Origin of the sequence: Aquimarina brevivitae (genome assembly GCF_004216895.1) — a bacterium.
Lineage (GTDB): Bacteria > Bacteroidota > Bacteroidia > Flavobacteriales > Flavobacteriaceae > Aquimarina > Aquimarina brevivitae.
In genome coordinates this window covers 748,139-770,306 of record NZ_SGXE01000002.1, presented here as the reverse complement: position 1 = coordinate 770,306, position 22,168 = coordinate 748,139, and the positions used below count along the sequence as shown (strand labels likewise).

Sequence of the window (22,168 nt, the reverse complement as noted above, 5' to 3'; positions counted from 1 at the left end):
AAATAATTAAATATGACCGTAGTATTTTCTTAAAAACCATTCTGCTGCTAAACAAAAAATTATGAATGCTAACAAGTATTTCCAGTCTATAAAAGAAACTACCGTGGTGTTACTTTTTTGTAAAATTTTATAGTTTGGATTAGTTGTAAGACTGTTGACCAAATCAGTAAACTGATTAGCATAATACAACTTTCCATTAGAATTAGTAGCTAATTGGGATAGTTTTGTTACATCTGTTCCAACAAATTGTTGTTCTACGTCATATTCCAGCACGCTAAAAGACCCTGATCTAGATAAATTTTCACCCATAACACGGACCGTATAGTCATATTCTCCAGGAACAAGATTACTAAAAACGACTTCATAAGAATTATTTTTTAGTAGCATAGGAATCGTTTGAACTTTATCAGTTGCCTTATTTCTTACATCAATCTGTAGATTTCCTCTACTATCAAACTCGTAATTCTTTGTAAAATACTCCGCTTTTATAGTAACTCCTGCATTACCATAATAAAACGATTCTGCTATGGTATTTAACCTACTACGCTTTTTATTGGAAGCCAGATACTGAATAATCTTACCAAAGAAATTATCAAAACTTTCAAACTCCTTATTAATCAGGTAACTATTGGCTCTCCATCGCCAAATACCTTCACCAAATAACATACCTGTTCGTATACCATCTTCTTCAGCGGTGATTAGTAATGGGTCTTGGGTTTCTATATCGTTAATATTACGATACAATAAGATCTCCGCTGCGCCATTAAAAGATGATTCTCCAAAATTACCTATTAAAGGAGGGTAATCACTAAATCCAATATCCTCTGCTAAAAAAGACCCATAATTAGAATTAAATCTCGGTAAATAATATTCTGTTTGACGCGTTATTTCTTGTCGATATTTATCCTGAATTCTATTGAGAAATACCCAATCAGTATTTGAAGCGGCAACAATGAAATAGTTTTTTCTTAGTGAGCTCAATTTTTCAAAAATAGCTTGAAATCTACTGTTAGGCTGATACAAAATTACTAGCTGATAATCTTCTAAATCCTTAACCTCTATAGGCTTTTTTAAAGTTACAGATCTTTGCTCGTTACTTTCAATACTTTTTTTAATTGTACCTAAATCTGGGTGAGTTATATCACTAATAACTAAAACATTAGTTTTTTGATCAATAACTTCAACTGCAAAAGTTGTTACATTGTTAACTTTATTTTTTTCCCCAGGTATTGGATCTAGATTTACTTTATACACCTGCACTCCTGGAACTTCTGCTGGTAACTCAAAGTTGAGTACCGCAGAGTTATTATTTTTTGAAAAGTCAACATTAGTTGCATAAACTGTAGCACCATTATTGGTAACCGAAAGATTGGTAGTAATTTGATCCGAACCGGAGTACGACACTATGACTTCTACCGGAAATCTATTTTTAACAAAGGCATAACGATTAACATTGAGCTTATTTATTTTAGCATCCGTAAATTTTATCGTATCTCCTATTGCTATTGGGTAGATTTGCTGTTTAAACCCTGTTCCTAAATACTGATAATCCTTACCGTAAGTTTGATTACCATCAGAGATTAATACAACCGGAGCTATTTTATTTTTATATACCTGGTCTAATTCTTCTAAGGACTTAGATATATTGGTTTGTGGTCCTTTAAAAGATAAATCTAAGGTATCTCTTAACTGCTCTGAAAAGGAATAAAATTCAAAATCAAATCGATCTTGTAGTGTTTTACTAGCTTTAATTTGTGCTAGTAACTGGTTTACATTTTGAGTTTGATCCAAATGTTTTATGGAAGCCGAGTTATCAACTGCAAGAACTAGCTTAGGCTTTTCTTGATAATAGGTTTTCTTTTTTAAAGAAGGATTAATCAATAATAAAAAAACCGCAAACCAAGTTAAGCATCTTAAAAAGGCAAAAAGCAGTGTTGTTTTATCCTTTCTTTTTGCCTTATAATAATATTGAAATAAGGATATGAGTATAGCAGCAATACCAGCAAATATGATCCATACAATGGTTTCTGTACTCATAAAAAACTTATTCCTTTAATTTTAAGATTATATGATGCTTATCAGGTTAACATCCCTCCGTCGACATTTAAAACTTGCCCAGTAACATAGGTGCTTAAATCACTAGCTAAAAATAAACACGCATTTGCTATATCTTCAGGTGTTCCGCCTCGTTTTAAAGGAATAGCATTTCTCCAACCTTCAACCACTTTTTCGTCAAGTTTATCTGTCATTTCTGTTTCAATAAATCCTGGAGCAATAACATTACTACGAATATTTCTTGAACCTATTTCTAAAGCAACTGACTTTGAAAAACCAATAATACCCGCTTTAGAAGCTGCATAATTAGCCTGCCCGGCATTACCTTTAACCCCAACAACAGAACTCATATTGATAATACTACCTTTTCTTTGCTTAAGCATTGTCTTTTGAACCGCTTTGGTCATATTGAAAACGCTTTTAAGGTTTACCTCAATCACTTTATCAAAATCTTCTTCGCTCATCCGCATCAACAAATTATCTTTAGTGATACCGGCATTATTAACCAACACGTCAATACTACCGAATCGTTCTAAAACATCCGATGCTAATTCTTGTGCCTGGTCAAAACTTGCTGCATCGCTTTGATATCCTTTCGCCTTTACACCCAATTCTATAAGTTCTTTTTCTAATTCGTTTGCTGCTTCTACCGAAGAACTATACGTAAATGCAATATTTGCCCCGTGCTTAGCAAAAACTTGAGCAATTCCCTTTCCTATTCCACGAGTGGCCCCTGTGATAATAGCTGTTTTTCCTTCTAAAAGATTCATTAGATCTATGTTTTTATTTTTTGGTCTATGTAATACTCAAATATACTAATAAGTACTTCCTTAACAAGTAAAAACCCCACGATTTCTCGCAGGGTTTTTTATTAATACGCTTTGCTGTATTACAATTTTAAATCCTCATTTTTCTTTTCGTAATTGAAAAGATAGTCTACATCAAGCTCTTTTACCACACCAAGCTTGGATAGAGCGTCCATATCTACTTCATTCTTATTTCCAATTACAAGTACATTATAATTTTCACCTTTAATATTTTCGTTGAAAAAGGCTTTTAGATCAGATAGCTCCATATCTTTAATCGTGTTATACATATCTTTTCTATAATCGTTTGAAATGCCACGCTTTTTTAAGGATTCGTAAGTCCAGAATATATTAGACTTGATAATTCTTTCAGCTGCAATCTTCTTGAGTGTTGCTTCTTTAGCTGCTTTAAATTGTTGTTCAGCCTCTGGCATATTCGTCATTAATTCCATCATTGCATCAACAGCTTGCGGCATTTTATTAGCTTGCGTACCGATATATGCTGTAACATAATTTGGTTTACCTGCTTCGTTAGCGTTACCATAATATGCATAGGCAGAATAAGCTAAAGATTTAGACTCTCTAATTTCTTGGAAAACTATGGAAGATAATCCACTACCAAAGTAAGTGTTAAACAAGGTTGAGGCCGCAAATTTAGAAGGATCTAGTTCTGCTCCCTTAGCCAAGAAAATCATTTCGCTTTGCACCATATCGTAATCAACGAAATACACGTTTCCACCTGTTTCCTTTTCCACATATTCAGTTTTTTCTGGATAATCTTTCAGGGTTTCAGATACCGGATGAAGTTTTTCTAAGGAAGCTATCGCACCATCGATATTTTTTCCATAATAAAAAACTCTTTGTTTATAATTAAGCAGTGCCTTTATTTTATCCACTAATTCTTGAGGATTCATTTCCTGCAACTCACTAATAGTATAAATATCTCTTAATCTAGAGTTTTCTCCATATTTTCCATAATTCACTAAACCTACTCGAAGAATATTTCCTTTTTGAGTTTTTGCATCCTGTCTTCCCTTAGCAATTTTATCTACGAACTTATCATAAGCATCCTGATCTGCAACAGCATTCTGCCAAAGGTTTTCTAAAAGCTCAAGTCCTTTATCTAAGTTTTCTTTAAGCCCAGAAACACTAATATATGTTTTATCTGAAGCGGAACCTATAGAATAGTTTACCCCTATTTTATAAAATTCTTTCTTTATTTCTTCTGCAGTGTATTTGTCAGTTCCTAAGTAATCAAAATAGCTCGCTGCCATAGCCAGTTTTTTGTCATGGTCGCTGCCCATATCAAAAATAATGTTCAAGTTAAAAAGATCATTATTTTTATTTTCTACATAAGATACCTTGATACCAGAATCTGTAGTATATTCTTTAATTGCAGTTTCATAATCTACAAATTTAGGCTGCAAATCTGGAGAGGTAATTTTTTTGAAAGCCGTTAAATATTCTGATTCTTTATCTCTATTTAATTCAATCGGTGTTATACCCGGGTTTTCAACTTTCACTATGTTTTTGTCTTCTCCTTTGATTTTATGAACTTCAACATAATTATTTCCATATTGCTTCTTTGCAAAATCCATCACATCCTGTTTGGTGATTTCACCCATCTCATCAAGCATCGCCAATCTATCTTTCCAATCCGCAAAATGAACAAAAGCATCTAAATATGCATAAGCTGTTGCACTTGCATTTTCGTATTGCTGAATTTTGTTTAATTTAAGATCATTGATAATCGCCTCAATAAGCCAATCATCAAACTCTCCATTTTTCACTTTTTCAATCTGTTCTTGTAATAATACCTTTACTTCGTCTAAAGTTTGACCAGACTTTGGAGTACCATACAACAAGTGAAATCCATAATCATTATCAAAATTTGTAAAAGAAGAGGCACGCTGTACTTTTTGTTGCTGATTAAGGTTTAAATCAATTAAACCAGCCTTGGAATTTGCCAAAATGTAATCCACCAAAGTGGTCATTACTTCAGCCTTAGTACCATAACCATCTGTTCTATAAGCAACATAAATAGACTCTGCTGTTGGCCCGTAAACCTCCTTTTTAACTGGTTCAGTCATAGCAGGTTCTTCTGGAAATTCAGGATGCTTTACTTCTTTAGCCTCATATCCTCCAAAAGCTTCATTAACTTGTTTAATAGTTGCATCATAATCCAAATCACCAACTAAAATAATCGCCATATTATTTGGCACATAATACGTGTCAAAATAATTGTTAATCGCCTTCATAGAAGGATTTTTCAAATGTTCAGACTTACCAATAGTGGTTTGCGTACCATAAGGGTGATTAGGAAACAATCCTTCTAAAACTGCAAAATATTGTTTTCTTCCATCGCTATCTTGTCCTCTATTAAATTCCTCATAAACGGCTTCCAATTCCGTATGAAAAAGTCTTAAAACTAATTTGCTAAAACGCTCACTTTCTAAAGTAAGCCATTTGTCCAATTCATTAGAAGGAATTTTATTTACATATACCGTTTGTTCATTTGATGTAAATGCATTCGTTCCTTCCGCTCCAAGCGAAGCAACCATTTTATCATACTCATTAGCAATAGAATATTTAGATGCTTCAAGTGAAATTTTATCAATTTCCTTATAAATTTCTTTTTTCTTTTCAGGGTCAGTTTCTGCTTTATGTTTCTCATATAAATCAGAAATTTGCGCTATAAGTTCTTTTTCTTTGGTAAAATCCTGGGTACCTATTTCGTCTGTACCTTTAAAAACCATGTGCTCTAAATAATGAGCCAAGCCGGTATTATCAGCTGGGTCATAGGTAGAACCAGCACGTACTGCAATTAAGGTTTGAATCTTTGGTTCTTCTTCGTTTTTGCCTAAGTACACCTTCAATCCATTGTCTAATGTATATAATCGAAGTCCTGTAGGGTCATTAGTTACTGTTTCGTAAGAAAATCCAGCAGGATCTGTGTGTTTTTCTACTTGTAATTTTTCAGAATCCTCTGATGATGAATTTTTACAGTTGAATAGTGTAAGCGCAACTGCAAGAATTAAAAGCGATTTTAAAATCTTCATATAAATTATTTTGTTTCGTTTGTTACCTCTATTTAACGCAAAATGTATATAAACGTTACATAATTTTAACTATTTAACATTTTGCCACAATAAAAAACCCTCAAATTTTTGAGGGTTCTTAATTAACTATATTGTTTTGTATTAGCCTAAAACTTCAGCTACTTTTTTACCAATTTCTGCAGGAGAATCAACAACGTGAATACCACATTCCTTCATAATTGCTTTCTTAGCCTCTGCAGTATCATCACTTCCACCAACAATAGCACCAGCGTGACCCATAGTTCTACCAGCAGGGGCAGTTTCACCAGCGATAAAACCTACAACAGGTTTTTTAGTACCACTTTCTTTGATCCATTTTGCAGCATCCGCTTCTAATTGTCCACCAATTTCTCCAATCATAACCACACACTCGGTTTCTGGGTCGTTGATTAATAATTCTACGGCCTCTTTGGTCGTTGTTCCAATGATTGGATCTCCACCAATACCAATAGCTGTTGTTATCCCCAATCCTTGCTTTACTACTTGATCTGCAGCCTCATAAGTTAAGGTTCCTGATTTAGAAACGATACCTACATTTCCTTTTTTAAATACAAAACCAGGCATAATACCTACTTTTGCCTCGCCTGGAGTTATCACCCCCGGACAGTTAGGTCCAATAAGACGTGCTCCACTTCGCTTAACATAATCATATGCTTTAATCATATCAGCTACAGGAATACCCTCTGTAATTGTTATGATTACTTTAATACCAGCATCGGCAGCTTCCATAATTGCATCTCCTGCAAAGGCAGGTGGAACAAAAATAATTGAAGTATCAGCGCCTACCTCTTTAACTGCATCCTCTACAGTGTTAAATACAGGTTTGTCTAGATGAGTTTGACCTCCTTTTCCTGGAGTAACACCTCCAACAACATTAGTACCGTATTCAATCATTTGACTAGCGTGAAAAGTACCTTCACTACCTGTAAATCCTTGAACTATAATTTTAGAATCCTTATTTACTAAAACACTCATTATGTTATGTTATTTTATTTTTTGAAGTCTTCAAAAGTACGGTTTTGAAAACAGTAGTTAAAATTAAATTTAAAAAATTAACTAATCTTTACTTAATCTATAAAAATCTATTGAAAATAGGTCCGTAAGTTTTCTTTAGTAAGATCCCCTTGCTGACTAATTTGATATCCTCGATACAATTGATTCTCTCTTAACTCCCATATGGAAATGAAATGTGCTACAGCCTCCTCATGATCAGGCTCTTCAATTGTTTTTACCAAAAATGTGTACCGTATGGATACTTTATTATCCTCAGCTAAAATATGAGATATTTCGCATTTTAAGCTTTCAAAAGCTACAGCCATTTCCTTGAACATGTTTTTTATGTCTGTCAAATTCTTTTTTGAAAAACCAAAACTGCTATTCCAATACAATTCAACTTCAGGGTGTAAAAATTCAGAAAAAGCCTGTTCATCCTTTAACAAATCCGATTCGTAAAAAGATCGAACAACTTCTTTTGCTTTATTACTCATTTTCTTTCAATTTATTTAACAATTCAGGAATCTGCTTAATCGATGCCAATTCCTTATATTTTTTTCTAAAATCATCCGCAGGAGTTCCAAAATAGCTTTTACCGCCAGGCAGTGATTTGCTAACCCCAGATTGTGCAGAAATAACTGCTTTAGCACCTATAGTAATACCACTAGTAATACCAACCTGACCCCACATGGTAACTTCATCTTCAACAATCACACAACCTGCAATACCTACTTGCGAAGCGATTAAGCATTTTTTACCAATTACGGTATCATGACCTATGTGTACCTGATTGTCAATTTTAGTACCTGTCTTAATAGTTGTATCTCCAGTAACCCCTTTATCTATTGTACATAGCGCTCCAATATCTACATGATCTTCAATGACTACTCTCCCACCCGATTTTAACTTATCAAAACCCTCTGGTCTATTTTTGTAATAAAATGCATCAGCTCCCAGTATACTACCAGAATGTATTGTCACTCCATCCCCAATTACAGTATTATCATAAAGACTAACATTAGCATGAATAATACAGTTTTTACCTATACTTACATTATTGCCCACAAATGCACCAGGCTGAATTACAGTATTTTCACCTATAATAGCTGTTTCTGCAATTTGAGCAGTACTGCGCTGAAATGGCTTAAAATAATCGGTAAGTTTATTAAAGTCTCGGAATGGATCATCTGAAATCAATAATGCTTTTCCCTCGGGACAAGCTACTTTCTTATTGATTAACACCACTGTTGCTTTACTGTGTAATGCTTTTTCATAATACTTAGGGTGATCTACAAATACAATATCACCTGGAGTAACCACGTGTATTTCATTCATCCCTAAAACCGGAAAATCAGGACTACCTATAAATTCAGCATTTATGATCGTCGCAATTTGCTTCAGCGTATGTTCTTGAGGAAATTTCATATCCTAGTACGAATAAAGAATAATTATTCTTTGATTCTTTCTTTATAGCTCCCTTTTTCGGTTTCTATTTTGATTTTATCCCCTTCATTTATAAAAAGTGGTACCATAACTTCCGCTCCTGTCTCTACTGTCGCTGGTTTGGTCGCATTAGTTGCGGTATTTCCTTTTACACCAGGTTCTGTTGCAGTTACCTCTAATATTACACTAGCTGGCATATCTACGGACAATGGCATTTGGTCTTCAGAATTAATACTAACCGTTACCACTTCTCCTTCTTTTAATAAATCAGGAGCGTCTAATGCTGATTTTTGTAGGGTAATTTGGTTATAATCCTCTGTATTCATAAAATGGTAGGTTTCACCTTCTGCATACAAAAATTGAAACTTATGCGTTTCTACTCTTACATCATCTATTTTATGACCTGCAGAAAATGTATTATCCAGCACTTTACCGGTTGTAACGCTTTTTAATTTAGTTCTCACAAATGCAGGTCCTTTACCTGGTTTAACATGTAAAAACTCTATAATCTTATAAATATCATTATTGTATCTAATACATAATCCGTTTCTGATATCGCTTGTACTTGCCATTTTATTTATATTCAGTAATTATTAACTTGAAAAATATCCTTTCATAATTCCACGTTGAGAATTCTTTACAAATTCCAGAATTTCATCACGTTCTGGGGTAGCTTCCATCTCGGCTTCAATAATTGCCACCGCCTGAGAGTTATTATAGTTTTGTTGGTACAATATCCTATAAATATTCTGTACCTCCCGAATCTTTTCAGTTGTAAAACCTCTACGTCTCAAACCTATAGAGTTGATTCCTACATACGAAAGTGGCTCGCGTGCTGCCTTTACAAAAGGAGGAACATCTTTTCTAACCAAGGATCCACCTGTTACAAATGCGTGATTACCAATACTACAAAATTGTTGAACTGCTGCCATTCCAGCCAGTACTACATAATCGCCTACATTGATATGACCTGCTAACGTACTATTATTAGAAAAAATACAATTATCGCCTACAATACAATCGTGCGCAATATGGCAATACGCCATAATCCAACAATTCTTTCCAATTTTGGTTTTCATTTTATCGGTAGTACCTCTATTGATGGTTACACACTCTCTAATTGTTGTGTTATCGCCAATTTCTGTCACCGTATCCTCATCATTAAACTTTTTATCCTGTGGAATAGCAGAAATAACTGCCCCTGGAAAAATACTACAATTTTTTCCTATACGTGCACCTTCCATAATGGTTACATTGGATCCAATCCAAGTACCCTCGCCTATTACTACATTATTGTGAATAGTAGTAAAAGGCTCGATAACTACGTTTTTTGCAATTTTTGCACCTGGGTGTACGTATGCTAAAGGTTGATTCATAATTTTTAAGTTACTTCGATTTTACAATTTGAGCCATCAGTTCTGCTTCTGTTGCTAATTTTCCGTTGGCATACGCAAAAGCCTGCATATGGCAAATTCCTCTTCTGATTGGAGTGAGCAACTCTAATTTAAAGATTAGCGTATCTCCCGGTAGCACCTGTTGTTTAAACTTAACTTTATCAATCTTCATAAAATACGTTAAGTAATTCTCAGGATCAGGCACAGTACTTAATGCTAAAATCCCACCTGTCTGAGCCATGGCCTCTACCTGAAGTACACCTGGCATAACCGGTGCTCCAGGGAAATGTCCTGCAAAGAAAGGTTCATTCATGGTAACATTTTTTAGACCTACGACGTGCTTATCAGACATTTCTAATATCTTATCAATAAGCAAAAACGGTGGTCTATGTGGAAGCATGGACATTATTTTATTAATATCCATTAATGGTTCCTGGGATAGATCAAATTGTGGTACTTTATTTCTTTTGTCAATTTTTATAATCTTCGATAGCTTTTTTGCAAATTGGGTATTTACAAAATGACCGGGCTTATTTGCGATTACCTTTCCTCGTATTCGAGTACCGATTAAAGCTAAGTCCCCAACTACATCCAATAGCTTATGTCTTGCCGCTTCATTGGGGTAATGTAGTGTAAGGTTATCTAATATTCCGTTTGGTTTTATTGCGATTGAATCTTTACCAAAGGCAACCTTAAGCTTCTCCATAGTTGTTGAACTCAATTCTTTATCGACATAGACTATAGCATTATTTAGATCTCCTCCTTTAATCAATCCATTTTCTAAAAGCATCTCTAGCTCGTGTAAAAAGCTAAACGTTCTCGCATCTGCAATTTCTTCCTTAAATTCTGAAAGGTGCTTAAGCGAAGCATTTTGGGTACCTAAAACTTTTGTCCCAAAATCTACCATAGTGGTCACCTGATATTCGTCAGATGGCATTACTAAAATTTCGCTTCCACTTTCTTCATCAGTATAGGAAATTACATCTTTAACTACATATTCTTCTCGTTGTGCATCTTGCTCTACAATACCCGCATTCTCCAACGCTTCTACAAAAAACTTTGAGGAGCCATCCATAATTGGTGGTTCAGAAGCATCCAACTCAATTAATAAATTATCAATTTCTAAACCTACGCAAGCAGCCAAAACGTGCTCTGAGGTTTGAATGCTAACCCCATTTTTTTCTAAATTGGTACCTCTTTGTGTATTGACTACATAGTTAGCATCCGCTTCAATGATAGGACTACCTTCTAAATCAACTCTACAAAAAGCATATCCATGATTTACAGGGGCAGGTTTAAATGTAAGTGTAACATCTTTACCAGTATGAAGCCCCACTCCTGTAAGTTGAACTTCTTGCTGTATTGTTCTCTGCTTACTCATAGAAGTATCAATCATTTTTTGTTATCTTTTTCTCTAGTTTATAAAGTTTATCAACAATTTTTGGAAGATTTTTGAAATGAACATAAGACTTATTAAAATCAGAATATCCAATCGCAGGAGATCCCTGTATCGTTTCTCCATCTTTAATATTTCTTCCTATACCAGATTGTGCCTGTATCCTTACTTTATCACCGATGTAAAGGTGACCTGCAATACCTACCTGACCTCCAATCAAACAATGTTTACCGATCTTGGTTGATCCAGCAATACCGGTTTGGGCAGCAATTGCTGTATGCTCACCTATTTCAACATTATGAGCGATTTGTATTTGGTTATCTAGTTTTACTCCTCTTCTTATGATTGTAGAACCTAGTGTGGCGCGATCTATAGTTGTTCCTGCCCCAACATCTACGTGGTCTTCTATAATTACATTTCCGGTTTGAGGAACTTTACTATACTCTCCTTTTTCATTAGGAGTAAATCCAAAACCATCTGCTCCAACAATAGCCCCGCTGTGTATTACACAGTTATCACCAATAATGGATTCAGAGTATATTTTAGCACCTGCAAAAACAACCACATTATCTCCAATAGTAACATTATCACCAATGTATACATTGGGATAAATTTTTGCATTTTTACCAATGTTTACGTTATCTCCTAAATAAGAAAACGCTCCTAAATACATATTTTCTCCGTATTTAGCCGAAGCTGAAATAAAACTGGGCTGTTCTATCCCCGTTTTATTCATTTTTACCATATTATAATATTCCAGCAGTTTTGAAAATGCTTTATAAGCATCGTCGACTCTAATTAACGTAGTTGTAAGATCAGATTCCGCTTCAAAATTTTTATCAACAATAGTGATAGATGCATTAGTGGAATATATATACTGAGTATATTTGGGGTTAGACAAAAAGGTTAACGAACCTTCTGTACCCTCTTCAATTTTGGCTAATTTAGAAACCTCAACTGTTTCATCTCCTTCGATCTCACCGTCAAGAATTCCTGCAATTTGTATGGCTGTAAAAATCATTCTAGCAAAAGTATAAAAAAAGTGTTAATCTGAAAGCTTAGGGTAACATATAAAATGTTTTGTTACTGGTTTAGCCAAGGCCTTTAAATTGAATTGATCCGTAGCTTTAACAAGGTCAACGATTTTTTTTGTTTTATATAGGATGTTGATATTCTGTTTATTTTGATGATAAGCCTGATTAGAAATGGTCCCCGTAAAAACAAAATAGGCCGCTTCTTTTTCAGATATTTGGTGTTTCTCTTTAAAAACTGCTAAATGTTTTACCACCTTATCATTCTTTATAGGACGTTTTTTAACCTTTATTTTTAATAAATCTCTATCAATCAGCATAGCGCACAAAGTACGCAGTACAAAATCTTCTGATCTACGCCATTCTTTCATCGCAGAAACAATATCATAGTCATCTAAAGAGGCAAATATGTCCAATACTTGATCCGTAAAATTAGCTGCTGTTATCTTATGAACTAAAAAATATTGTAAAGATTCACTACAACGCAATTTACTACCGCTGTCAACTAATTCCTTAGCTCTTTGTAGTACTCTTATCAATAAATTTTCTGCAACAAGGCTAGTTTTATGAAGATAGACCTGCCAATACATTAATCGTCTGGACAATAAAAATTTCTCTGCAGAATAGATTCCCTTTTCTTCTACAACCAGCTCATCATCAACCACATTAAGCATCGTAATAAGTCGTTCACTGTTGATGTTACCTTCGGCTACACCGGTGTAAAAACTATCTCTTTTTAAATAGTCCAATCGATCCATATCCAACTGGCTGGAGATGAGCTGATGCAAAAATTTTCTTGGGTATTTCGCTGTAAATATGTCTATAGCTAAAGATAACTTGCCATCAAACTCGCTATTAATTTTTTGCATAAACATTAATGATATCGACTCATGACTTACCTTTTCCACAATACTGTGTTCCATAGCATGAGAAAAAGGACCGTGACCAATATCATGTAACAATATAGCTATATATAATGCTTCCTCTTCTTGTTCTGTAATTGTAACTCCCTTAAAGCGTAGGACTCTAACCGCTTTTTGCATCAGGTACATACATCCAAGTGCATGATGAAATCGGGTATGATGCGCACCTGGATAAACCAGGTAAGACAGCCCCATTTGAGATATTCTTCGTAATCTTTGAAAATATCTATGTTCTATTAGATCAAAAATTAGTTCATTTGGTATCGTAATAAAACCGTAAATTGGATCGTTAAATATTTTAAGCTTGTTTCTTTTCTTCAAGTTTAATTTACTTTTGCGGAAACAAATATATGGATTAGTATGGCATAATAGCTACTTTAATTTGTAGAGTAAGCCAAAGCTTACCAAAAAAGAATAATAGATTTACATAAATTAGAAATTAGAACTATACAATGGGCAAAATAAAAATTCTTTGGGTTGATGATGAAATAGACTTACTTAAACCACACATTCTTTTTTTAGAAAAGAAAAATTATGAAGTAACAAAATGTCAAAGTGGTACTGAAGCTCTTGATGTTTTAGAAGAAGATAGTTTTGACATTGTTTTTTTAGATGAAAACATGCCGGGTCTCACAGGTATAGAAACGTTATCAGAGATAAAAGAAAAGAAGGACAACTTGCCGGTAGTTATGATAACCAAGAGTGAAGAGGAATATATCATGGAAGAAGCAATTGGTAGTAAAATAGCTGATTACTTGATCAAACCTGTAAATCCTAACCAAATTTTATTAAGTCTCAAAAAGAACTTAGATCACTCTAGGTTGATTAGTGAAAAAACAACTTCTAATTACCAACAAGAGTTTCGGAAAATAGCCATGGACATGGCTATGATAAATAGTTTTGAGGGTTGGGCCGAGCTTTATCAAAAGTTAGTCTACTGGGAGATGCAATTAGAAGATATTGAAGACACAGGAATGTTTGAAATATTGGAATCTCAAAAAATAGAAGCCAATTCACAGTTTTTTAAGTTTATAGATAAAAATTATAAAGACTGGTTTATCAATGGAGATGGGGCTCCTGTAATGTCTCATACTTTATTTAGAGAAAAAATAGTTCCTGAACTCAATAAAGAACAGCCTACATTATTGATTGTCATTGACAATCTTAGATACGACCAATTCAAGGCTTTTGAACCCATCGTAAATAATTATTACAAAAAGGCTCAAGAATCTTCTTACTACAGTATATTACCAACAGCAACACAATATGCAAGAAATGCTATTTTTTCTGGGTTAACGCCTTTAGAAATGAAAAAAAGACATCCAGATCTATGGCTTGATGACACTGATGAAGGGGGTAAAAACATGCACGAAAATGAATTTTTACAAGCTCAATTAAAGCGCTTGGGGTTACCTATTAAACACGAATATTACAAAATAACCAATGAACGTGATGGTAAAACCTTAGCTGCTAACTTTAAAGGGCTTAAGGATAACGACCTAACGGTGGTAGTTTATAATTTTGTGGATATGTTATCGCATAGTAAAACGGAAATGGAGGTCATAAAAGAATTGGCATCTAATGACAAATCTTATCGCTCTTTGACGCTAAGTTGGTTTAAAAATTCCCCGTTATTAGAGATGATTCAACAAGCACAACATCTGGGGTTTAAACTTATTATAACTACGGATCACGGTACGATAAATGTCAAAAACCCTTCTAAAGTAATTGGTGATAAAAATACCAGCTTAAACTTACGTTATAAAACGGGAAAAAGTTTAACTTATCAGCATAAAGAAGTTTTAGCAGTTGAGGATCCAAAATCTGTACAATTACCATCTATAAATGTTAGCAGCTCCTTTATTTTTGCTAAGGGTGACTTTTTCTTCGCTTATCCTAATAATTACAATCACTATGTAAGTTATTATAGAAACACTTATCAACACGGTGGTGTTTCCCTTGAAGAAGTTATAATTCCTTTCGCAGTATTTAACCCAAGATAAGTATAGCTATGGAAGTGCGTTATTCGCTCGAAGAAGTAAGTACCGTTGCCAAAAAAATAATTGATTATGTACCCCATAAAACCTTACTTTTTTATGGGGATATGGGTACAGGTAAAACCACACTAATCAAGGAAATCTGTAAAGTTCTTGGTGTTAAAGAAGGGGTGTCGAGCCCTACATTTTCAATAGTCAACGAATACAGTAGTGATCAAGGTGCAATTTATCATTTTGATCTTTATCGTATGGAAGATGAAGAAGAAGCCTATCAAATGGGTATAGAAGAATACTTAGACTCTGGCAATTGGATATTTATCGAATGGCCAGAACGTTTACAAACACTTAAGCCACAAGATGCTACAGAAATTAGAATCACCTTATCAGGTCAAAATCTAAGAAATCTTGAGATTAGGTAAGATAGAAATTGCTCAAAAATACTTGTAGTTTCGGTAGGTTTATGCTAATTTTAAAATCAATTGAACACCCTTTAAGGGTATTGATATCAGCTTTTAAAAAGTATTTTTAGACACGCAATAACAATTATGGCTGTAATGAATCAACCGGAAGAACACACTAAACGACTCACTCAATTAAGGTATTTGACTGTTGGTAGCAGTATAGCTTTTGTAATAATAACTGCCCCACTTTTATTTTATATTGTGGCTATTTTTCCTGATGGAAAATTATGGGAAACAGATTTTTTTACCTATCACAGTAAATATTTTCAGAGCGTAAGTGTATTTGTTTGGGTTCTGGTAGGCAAGTTGGTTCCCCTTTTATTATTAACTATCTGGTATTTTACGTGTAAAAATTGGTGGTATAAAGCACTGTTAATACCTATCGCTGTGTATTGTTATCAATTTATCTCAGTTTTGTTCGAAGATTCTCAAACAGTCGACAGTCATCAGGTTTATTATATAGTACCTTTTGTTATTATAGTGCTTTGTTCGTTATACGGAATAAGGACCAAACTTTTTGATCGTATAAATAATATTGACCTTTCTGAGCTGATAGATATGAACAATCAAAGGAAAGGATGGAAGCGGTTTTTATAGCGTAGTTTAACACCGCGCTGTTCTAATTTTCAATAATACTTGTTTTGTTATTATTTTTATTCTTACTTTGATTAAAATGATTTCGCACAAATGACCAAACCAACCTCCCCTTTTACCAAAGAGCAATTACTACCTCAAGAGGAAATGTTAGAGGTAGCTCGAAAAAAAGGTAAACTTTTTATAGGTATTCCTAAAGAAACATATTATCAAGAAAAAAGAGTATGCTTAACTCCAGATGCGGTCGCAGCTTTAACTGCTCATGGTCATAGAGTTATGCTAGAGTCTGATGCTGGTTTAGGGGCTAGTTTTACGGATAAAGATTATAGCGAGGCCGGTGCTGAAATAACTAATGACAACAAAAAGGTGTTTGGATGTCCAATCATTTTAAAAGTTGAGCCTCCTTCTATAGAAGAACTTGAGCTTGTTAATCCACAAACCGTATTAATTTCTGCACTTCAGTTAAAAACGCAATCCAAAGAATATTTTCAATGTTTGGCTAAAAAAAGGATCACGGCAATTGGATTTGAATTTATTAGAGATGCAGATGGTGCATATCCTGCAGTAAGAGCATTAAGTGAGATCGCTGGAACAGCATCTATATTGATTGCTGCTGAACTTATGAGTAGTGCCACCCAGGGATCTGGTTTAATGATGGGTAACATAAGTGGTGTACCGCCAGTAGAAGTCGTTATTTTAGGTGCTGGTACCGTTGGGGAATTTGCAGGTAGATCTGCTATAGGACTAGGAGCTAATGTAAAAATATTTGATAACTCCATCACTAAATTACGCTGTATCCAAACGAATTTAGGACGTCCCCTCTACACTTCTACCATTCAGCCGAAGAATTTACTAAAAGCCTTAAAGCGTTGTGATGTATTAATCGGTGCGGTCCACGGTAAAAATAGAGCTCCAGTTATCGTAACAGAAATGATGGTTGAACAAATGAAAAAAGGTGCCGTAATTATCGACGTTAGTATAGATCGCGGTGGCTGTGTTGAAACTAGCGAGGTAACTACACACGATCATCCTACTTTTGAAAAACACGACGTAATCCATTATTGTGTACCTAATATCCCATCGAGATATGCGCGTACCTCATCATTATCCATCAGCAATATATTTACCCCGTACCTGTTGCAAATTGGTGAAGAAGGTGGAATAGAAAATGCCGTCCGCTTTGATCGCGGTCTAAAAAATGGCTTATATTTTTATCACGGTATACTCACTAGCAAGCCCATTGCTGATTGGTTTGACTTATCCTATAGAGACATTAACTTATTAATTCTTTAGTTTATTAGGTAAAAATTTTTTGATTGGCTTTTAATACTCTTCAAATTATTACATTTGCCGAAAATGTAAGTCAATGAATTTAGGACAACGTTTACTCTACTATCTAGGTGGATTTGGAATTGGTCTTATCCTTTTATTTTTCTTTTTAGGAGGAAAAAACACTTCTTGTGATTATGGTCCAAGCGCTAGAGTCTTAAAAAATATTCGAATTAAAGAAAGGGCTTATGCTGAGGAAGCACTTCAATCCCTTAAAAAGTATAATTTAGATACTTCAAATGTTTCTTCTATATTACTAAATGGTAGTGTTAATTTCTCAAAAAGTAACACCGATTTAGATTCTTGTAATCTATATAGTATTGAAGGAAAGAGTAAAAAAATCGCTATTGAATTGACTGTTGAAAATTGTGATAGTATTGCGGTTATTCAAAAAATCACAAGTATTAATTACTAAGCAAATAAGCATTTCACGCTTATCATTTCAGCTATCTATTTGCTCTAAAATCAACATTAATTTTTTATTGATTAATTCTCCAAGGAGGATCTTTACGATTTTCACCAGCGTAGTATAAAACAATTCGATTACCATCGGGATCCTTTAAACGAGCTTCTCTCCATAGCCATGATTGATCTGTGGGTAGTAGGTCAAATACTATGTCTTCTTTTTGTAATCGCTCTACCTCCTCATCAATTGCTTCCGTCTCGAAATAAAGGTATACCCCTTCTCCATTGGGTAATTGATCTACGAGATGAATTGAAAACGTAGCTTCGCCATCAGGGCATTCAAAACGAGCATAATGAGGTAAAGCTTTTACAATAAGTTGAAGCCCGAGCTTTTTGTAAAAACGGATTGAATTTTCAACATCGATAGAAGGAACCGTTACTTGATTAAGATTCATTTTCGAGTTTACGTCTTTTTCGTTCTCTGGTGATTAATGTAAGCTCTCTACTGGTTTGACCTGCTACTGAAGTATTTTCTTGTGCTCTTCTAATCAAGTATGGCATTACATCTCGAACCGGACCAAAAGGAAGGTATTTGGCAACGTTGTAACCTGCTGCTGCTAAATTAAAACTGATGTGATCACTCATACCATACAATTGCCCAAACCAAATTCGAGGATCATAAGGCTCTAAACCTAATTCCTCCATTGTTTCTATGGCTAGTAAAGTACTATACTCATTATGGGTACCAATAAAAACATCGATATCCTCAATATTATTAAGTATATAGATTAACGTGGTATTAAAGTTATCGTCTGTAGTTTGTTTATCAATGCATATCGGAGAAAGGTACCCGTGTTCTTGCGCTCTTTCATTTTCCTTTTCCATATACGCACCCCGAACTATTTTCATCCCAATTTTATATCCGTGTTTCTTGGCATCCTCGTGCAGTTCTTTAAGATATCCCAATCTATCGTGTCTATATAATTGTAGGGTGTTGTAGATAATTGCTTTATCTCGATTATATTTACGCATCATATTAGCGACTAAATCATCAGCTGCACCTTGCATCCAACTCTCTTCACTATCTATCAATAAGGCCACATTGCAGTCGCTAGCCTTATTACATACTCGGTCAAAACGTGCTTCTATTCGATCCCATTCTTCTTCCTCTGCTTTAGTAAGTGTTTTGCCCTCTGTTTTCTTTTGCCATAATGCAAATCTTCCAAAAGCAGTTGGTTTGAATACTCCATAAGGTATCGGTTCTTTTTGATCTACAAAATCCAGAATTTCTAAAATTCTGTTCATAGCCTCATCAAACTGCTCTTCTTCCTCCTTACCTTCTACAGAATAATCCAATACAGAACATACCCGCTTTGTATACATTTTATTGACCACTGAACTACAATCAGCCTCACTAACACCACCACAAAAGTGATCAAAAACGGTAGCTCTTATCAAGCTTTTAACCGGTAGTTTTGCCTTTAACGCAAAATTCGTCATAGCAGTACCAATTTTTACCAAAGGTTCAATGGATATCATTTTAAAAAGAAAGTAAGCTCTATCCAATTCAGCATCACTCTTAAGGGCGAAAGCCACTTCCGTATTATCAAAAAGGTTTTTTTTACTCATTAACTATATAAATTAAAAATCTTCAATGAAGAATTATATTTTATGTCTATTCAACAAATAAAATGGTGATATACCATATATTTTACGATATCTGCAAATATAAAATTTGCAAGTTTATTTTATTATAAATTCTACTTAATTTCGTGATTCTAAAAAATGCCTATGAAACCTATAGTTTCCAAAGATTCTATCGTTTATTTTAACACCGATGGTTATACCAATCTCAATACATATCTCGAAAAAAGTAAGCCTTCTAAAATTTTTGTATTAGTCGATAGCAATACACATCAATTTTGCCTTTCCTATTTTTTAGGAAACGTAAAGGGTGACTATACAATCGAAATTATCGAAATTGAGGCGGGTGAAATTCACAAAAACATAGAAACGTGTACTGGAGTTTGGAATGTACTTTCGGAATTAGGAGCTGATCGAAAAAGCTTAATGATTAATTTAGGTGGTGGTGTGGTTACTGATTTGGGTGGTTTTGTAGCTTGTACGTTTAAAAGAGGAATCCCTTACATCAACATACCCACTTCCTTATTAGCGATGGTGGATGCTTCTGTTGGGGGAAAAACAGGTGTTGATCTTGGTAATTTAAAAAATATGGTGGGTGTCATCAGTGAGTCAGAGATGGTATTGGTCGACTCCACTTATCTATCAACTTTACCCGCTGATCAAATGCGTAGCGGACTAGCAGAAATGTTAAAGCACGGATTGATCGCTGACAAAAGCTATTGGAAAAAATTAACAGATTTAGCAAACTTAACGACGGAAGACCTAACCACACTGATTTATGAATCTGTTGAGATCAAAAACAAAATTGTAAAGGAAGATCCAAGAGAGCAAAATATTAGAAAATACTTAAATTTTGGACACACTTTAGGCCATGCTATAGAGTCTTTTTATTTGACACATTCGCAAAAGCCAACCTTATTACACGGCGAAGCCATCGCTATTGGCATGATTACGGAAGCTTTTTTATCGAAAGAACTTTTAACCCTTACCGATCAGGAATTGAATGAAATCGCTTCGATAATTTTAAATACCTTTCCAAAGGTTGACATCGATGAAAAAGATTATGAAGCCATACTTAAACTATTAATACACGACAAAAAAAATGAAGGCGATACTATATTGTTTGTACTTTTAGAAGAAATTGGCAAAGCCAAATATAATTGCACAGTACCTAACTCATTACTCACAGCCTCATTAAATTATTACAAATCACTTTAAACCTCTATTTTGAAAAAAATCATCTTAAAAACGATAAAATTCGCCGGTTTTGGTATACTGGCAATTATAGTAACGCTACTGATTACATTTTTAGTTTTAGACGAAAAAATACCATCTGCTAGCCCAAGCGCTGATGCGGATCAATTTGCTCGCAACATACAAGAAGCACTAAATTATCAGGCTTATAAAAGAACTGATATTATTTCCTGGACCTTTAGAGGTAAGAACAGCTACCAATGGAATAAATCAAATCAAACAGTGCACGCAAAAATTGCTAAGGACAGTGTTTTTTTAAATTTTTCGAATCCTAGAAAAAATAAAGTACTGAAGAAGCAAAGCAATAGCTCGGATGACGAAATAATTGAAAATGCCATCGCCAACTTTAATAATGACTCCTTTTGGGTAGTAGCACCTTTTAAATTATTTGATCCCGGTACCAAACGAAGTATAATAACTAACGAAGGTGGAACCAAAGAATTATTAGTCACCTATACCAGCGGAGGAACCACACCTGGAGACTCCTACTTGTGGCGAGTAGATGAAAACTATATTCCGATCAGTTACAAAATGTGGGTTTCTATTATTCCTATAGGAGGATTAGAAGTTACCTGGAGTGATTGGACCACTATGAACAGTGGTGCACAATTCGCAAAAACTCGCAAAGTATTAGGTGTTTTAGAGATCCCAGTTAGTAATCTTAATGTGAGTACTCTTAAATAGTCTTTTTCCTGACTATTTTTTGCTACTCCCGGTAAATTGCTGAGATTTATTTTTAAACATCACATTAAAGGTGGTTAAACTTCCATACATCCGGGTAATATACTGTTGCAGATCTACCTTGTCCTGGTCATCAATCACCTTGGAGCTATTGATTTTTTGTTCCATAACGCGGATACGATCTCTAACCATGACAATTTTATGAAAGAACGTTTCTATTGGAATTTCTTTAGACGATAAGTTAGTATCACCAGGTTCTAGAATGATCTTACCTCCTTTCCATTTATCAGCTATAGGAACAATCTCTGATATATCACTATACTTTTTTAGTAAGTTTCTTAGCGTGTTTTCTACTTCATAAAAACTAACCGTATCAACTTCATCTTCCGCTGCTTCAATAATTTCAAATTCATCATCGGTATCGATAGTTTCTAATCCATTATCAATAAAAGTAACCCAATACATTTTTGAAGTCACATTAGTAACCACACCTTTACCATATTTGGGATGATTTATTCTTGAACCTATTCCTAAAATCATGAGTTAAAAAATTTGATTAGTACGACTGCTAAAATATAAACATTAGACAGCTTTACACGGTAATATCAAAAAAATATAACACCGCTTTAACATTGATCAATGGAAAGCTATTTTACAAAAACCA

The 22,168-nt window shown here is 34.3% G+C and carries 20 protein-coding genes; 6 read left to right on the top strand and 14 right to left on the bottom strand.

Annotation, left to right across the window (positions count from 1 at the left end; all coding sequences use genetic code 11):
- Nucleotides 1-6: 6 nt before the first annotated feature.
- The 11 genes from EV197_RS11130 to EV197_RS11080 form a co-directional block, all read right to left on the bottom strand.
- Nucleotides 7-2,037, bottom strand: coding sequence for a VWA domain-containing protein (locus EV197_RS11130; RefSeq protein WP_130286835.1), 2,031 nt, complete (start codon nt 2,035-2,037; stop codon nt 7-9).
- A gap of 41 nt (nt 2,038-2,078) precedes the next feature.
- Nucleotides 2,079-2,825 (bottom strand): 3-oxoacyl-[acyl-carrier-protein] reductase, encoded by a 747-nt coding sequence (fabG, locus tag EV197_RS11125; RefSeq protein WP_130286834.1) that lies wholly within the window; start codon nt 2,823-2,825, stop codon nt 2,079-2,081.
- 119 nt (nt 2,826-2,944) lie between these two features.
- The gene (locus EV197_RS11120; RefSeq protein WP_130286833.1) at nt 2,945-5,920 is read right to left on the bottom strand and encodes a M16 family metallopeptidase; all 2,976 of its coding nucleotides are present in this window, start codon (nt 5,918-5,920) and stop codon (nt 2,945-2,947) included.
- A 141-nt stretch (nt 5,921-6,061) separates the two neighbouring features.
- Nucleotides 6,062-6,934, bottom strand: coding sequence for a succinate--CoA ligase subunit alpha (gene sucD, locus EV197_RS11115; RefSeq protein ID WP_130286832.1), 873 nt, complete (start codon nt 6,932-6,934; stop codon nt 6,062-6,064).
- Nucleotides 6,935-7,041: 107 nt separating this feature from the next.
- On the bottom strand, nt 7,042-7,446 hold the full coding sequence (locus EV197_RS11110; protein WP_130286831.1) for a nuclear transport factor 2 family protein: 405 nt from the start codon (nt 7,444-7,446) through the stop codon (nt 7,042-7,044).
- A complete protein-coding gene (locus EV197_RS11105; RefSeq protein ID WP_130286830.1) occupies nt 7,439-8,377 on the bottom strand; it encodes a UDP-3-O-(3-hydroxymyristoyl)glucosamine N-acyltransferase in 939 nt (312 codons plus the stop codon). Before EV197_RS11105 ends, EV197_RS11110 begins: the two co-directional genes overlap by 8 nt.
- A 23-nt stretch (nt 8,378-8,400) precedes the next feature.
- Nucleotides 8,401-8,967 (bottom strand): elongation factor P, encoded by a 567-nt coding sequence (gene efp / locus EV197_RS11100; protein ID WP_130286829.1) that lies wholly within the window; start codon nt 8,965-8,967, stop codon nt 8,401-8,403.
- 21 nt (nt 8,968-8,988) lie between these two features.
- Nucleotides 8,989-9,771 carry an acyl-ACP--UDP-N-acetylglucosamine O-acyltransferase gene (lpxA, locus tag EV197_RS11095; RefSeq protein WP_130286828.1) on the bottom strand — a complete coding sequence of 261 codons (783 nt, stop codon included), beginning with the start codon at nt 9,769-9,771 and terminating at the stop codon, nt 8,989-8,991.
- Between the two features lie 10 nt (nt 9,772-9,781).
- A complete protein-coding gene (locus EV197_RS11090; RefSeq protein ID WP_207224206.1) occupies nt 9,782-11,170 on the bottom strand; it encodes a bifunctional UDP-3-O-[3-hydroxymyristoyl] N-acetylglucosamine deacetylase/3-hydroxyacyl-ACP dehydratase in 1,389 nt (462 codons plus the stop codon).
- Between the two features lie 7 nt (nt 11,171-11,177).
- On the bottom strand, nt 11,178-12,206 hold the full coding sequence (lpxD, locus tag EV197_RS11085; protein ID WP_130286826.1) for a UDP-3-O-(3-hydroxymyristoyl)glucosamine N-acyltransferase: 1,029 nt from the start codon (nt 12,204-12,206) through the stop codon (nt 11,178-11,180).
- A gap of 24 nt (nt 12,207-12,230) precedes the next feature.
- Complete coding sequence (locus EV197_RS11080) at nt 12,231-13,460, bottom strand: HD domain-containing protein (RefSeq protein ID WP_130286825.1); 1,230 nt, start codon at nt 13,458-13,460, stop codon at nt 12,231-12,233.
- Nucleotides 13,461-13,591: 131 nt separating this feature from the next.
- On the opposite strand from EV197_RS11080, the gene porX reads away from it, so the two are divergent.
- From porX to EV197_RS11060, 4 genes are all read left to right on the top strand, one after another.
- Nucleotides 13,592-15,142 carry a T9SS response regulator signal transducer PorX gene (gene porX / locus EV197_RS11075; RefSeq protein ID WP_130286824.1) on the top strand — a complete coding sequence of 517 codons (1,551 nt, stop codon included), beginning with the start codon at nt 13,592-13,594 and terminating at the stop codon, nt 15,140-15,142.
- Between the two features lie 8 nt (nt 15,143-15,150).
- Nucleotides 15,151-15,555, top strand: coding sequence for a tRNA (adenosine(37)-N6)-threonylcarbamoyltransferase complex ATPase subunit type 1 TsaE (tsaE, locus tag EV197_RS11070; RefSeq protein ID WP_130286823.1), 405 nt, complete (start codon nt 15,151-15,153; stop codon nt 15,553-15,555).
- Nucleotides 15,556-16,284: 729 nt separating this feature from the next.
- A complete protein-coding gene (locus EV197_RS11065; RefSeq protein ID WP_130286822.1) occupies nt 16,285-17,484 on the top strand; it encodes an alanine dehydrogenase in 1,200 nt (399 codons plus the stop codon).
- Nucleotides 17,485-17,557: 73 nt separating this feature from the next.
- Complete coding sequence (locus EV197_RS11060; RefSeq protein WP_130286821.1) at nt 17,558-17,935, top strand: DUF4258 domain-containing protein; 378 nt, start codon at nt 17,558-17,560, stop codon at nt 17,933-17,935.
- A gap of 64 nt (nt 17,936-17,999) precedes the next feature.
- Here the strand turns inward: EV197_RS11060 and EV197_RS11055 are convergent, their stop codons facing one another.
- A complete protein-coding gene (locus EV197_RS11055; RefSeq protein WP_130286820.1) occupies nt 18,000-18,380 on the bottom strand; it encodes a VOC family protein in 381 nt (126 codons plus the stop codon).
- Nucleotides 18,370-19,554 (bottom strand): proline dehydrogenase family protein, encoded by a 1,185-nt coding sequence (locus EV197_RS11050; protein ID WP_130286819.1) that lies wholly within the window; start codon nt 19,552-19,554, stop codon nt 18,370-18,372. Before EV197_RS11050 ends, EV197_RS11055 begins: the two co-directional genes overlap by 11 nt.
- A 162-nt stretch (nt 19,555-19,716) precedes the next feature.
- Between EV197_RS11050 and aroB the strand changes: the two genes are divergently transcribed.
- Both aroB and EV197_RS11040 read left to right on the top strand, forming a co-directional pair.
- Nucleotides 19,717-20,787 carry a 3-dehydroquinate synthase gene (aroB, locus tag EV197_RS11045; protein WP_130286818.1) on the top strand — a complete coding sequence of 357 codons (1,071 nt, stop codon included), beginning with the start codon at nt 19,717-19,719 and terminating at the stop codon, nt 20,785-20,787.
- Nucleotides 20,788-20,796: 9 nt separating this feature from the next.
- On the top strand, nt 20,797-21,507 hold the full coding sequence (locus EV197_RS11040; RefSeq protein WP_130286817.1) for a hypothetical protein: 711 nt from the start codon (nt 20,797-20,799) through the stop codon (nt 21,505-21,507).
- Nucleotides 21,508-21,519: 12 nt separating this feature from the next.
- On the opposite strand, the gene EV197_RS11035 is transcribed toward EV197_RS11040, so the two are convergent.
- Complete coding sequence (locus EV197_RS11035; protein WP_130286816.1) at nt 21,520-22,044, bottom strand: hypothetical protein; 525 nt, start codon at nt 22,042-22,044, stop codon at nt 21,520-21,522.
- Nucleotides 22,045-22,168 lie beyond the last annotated feature (124 nt).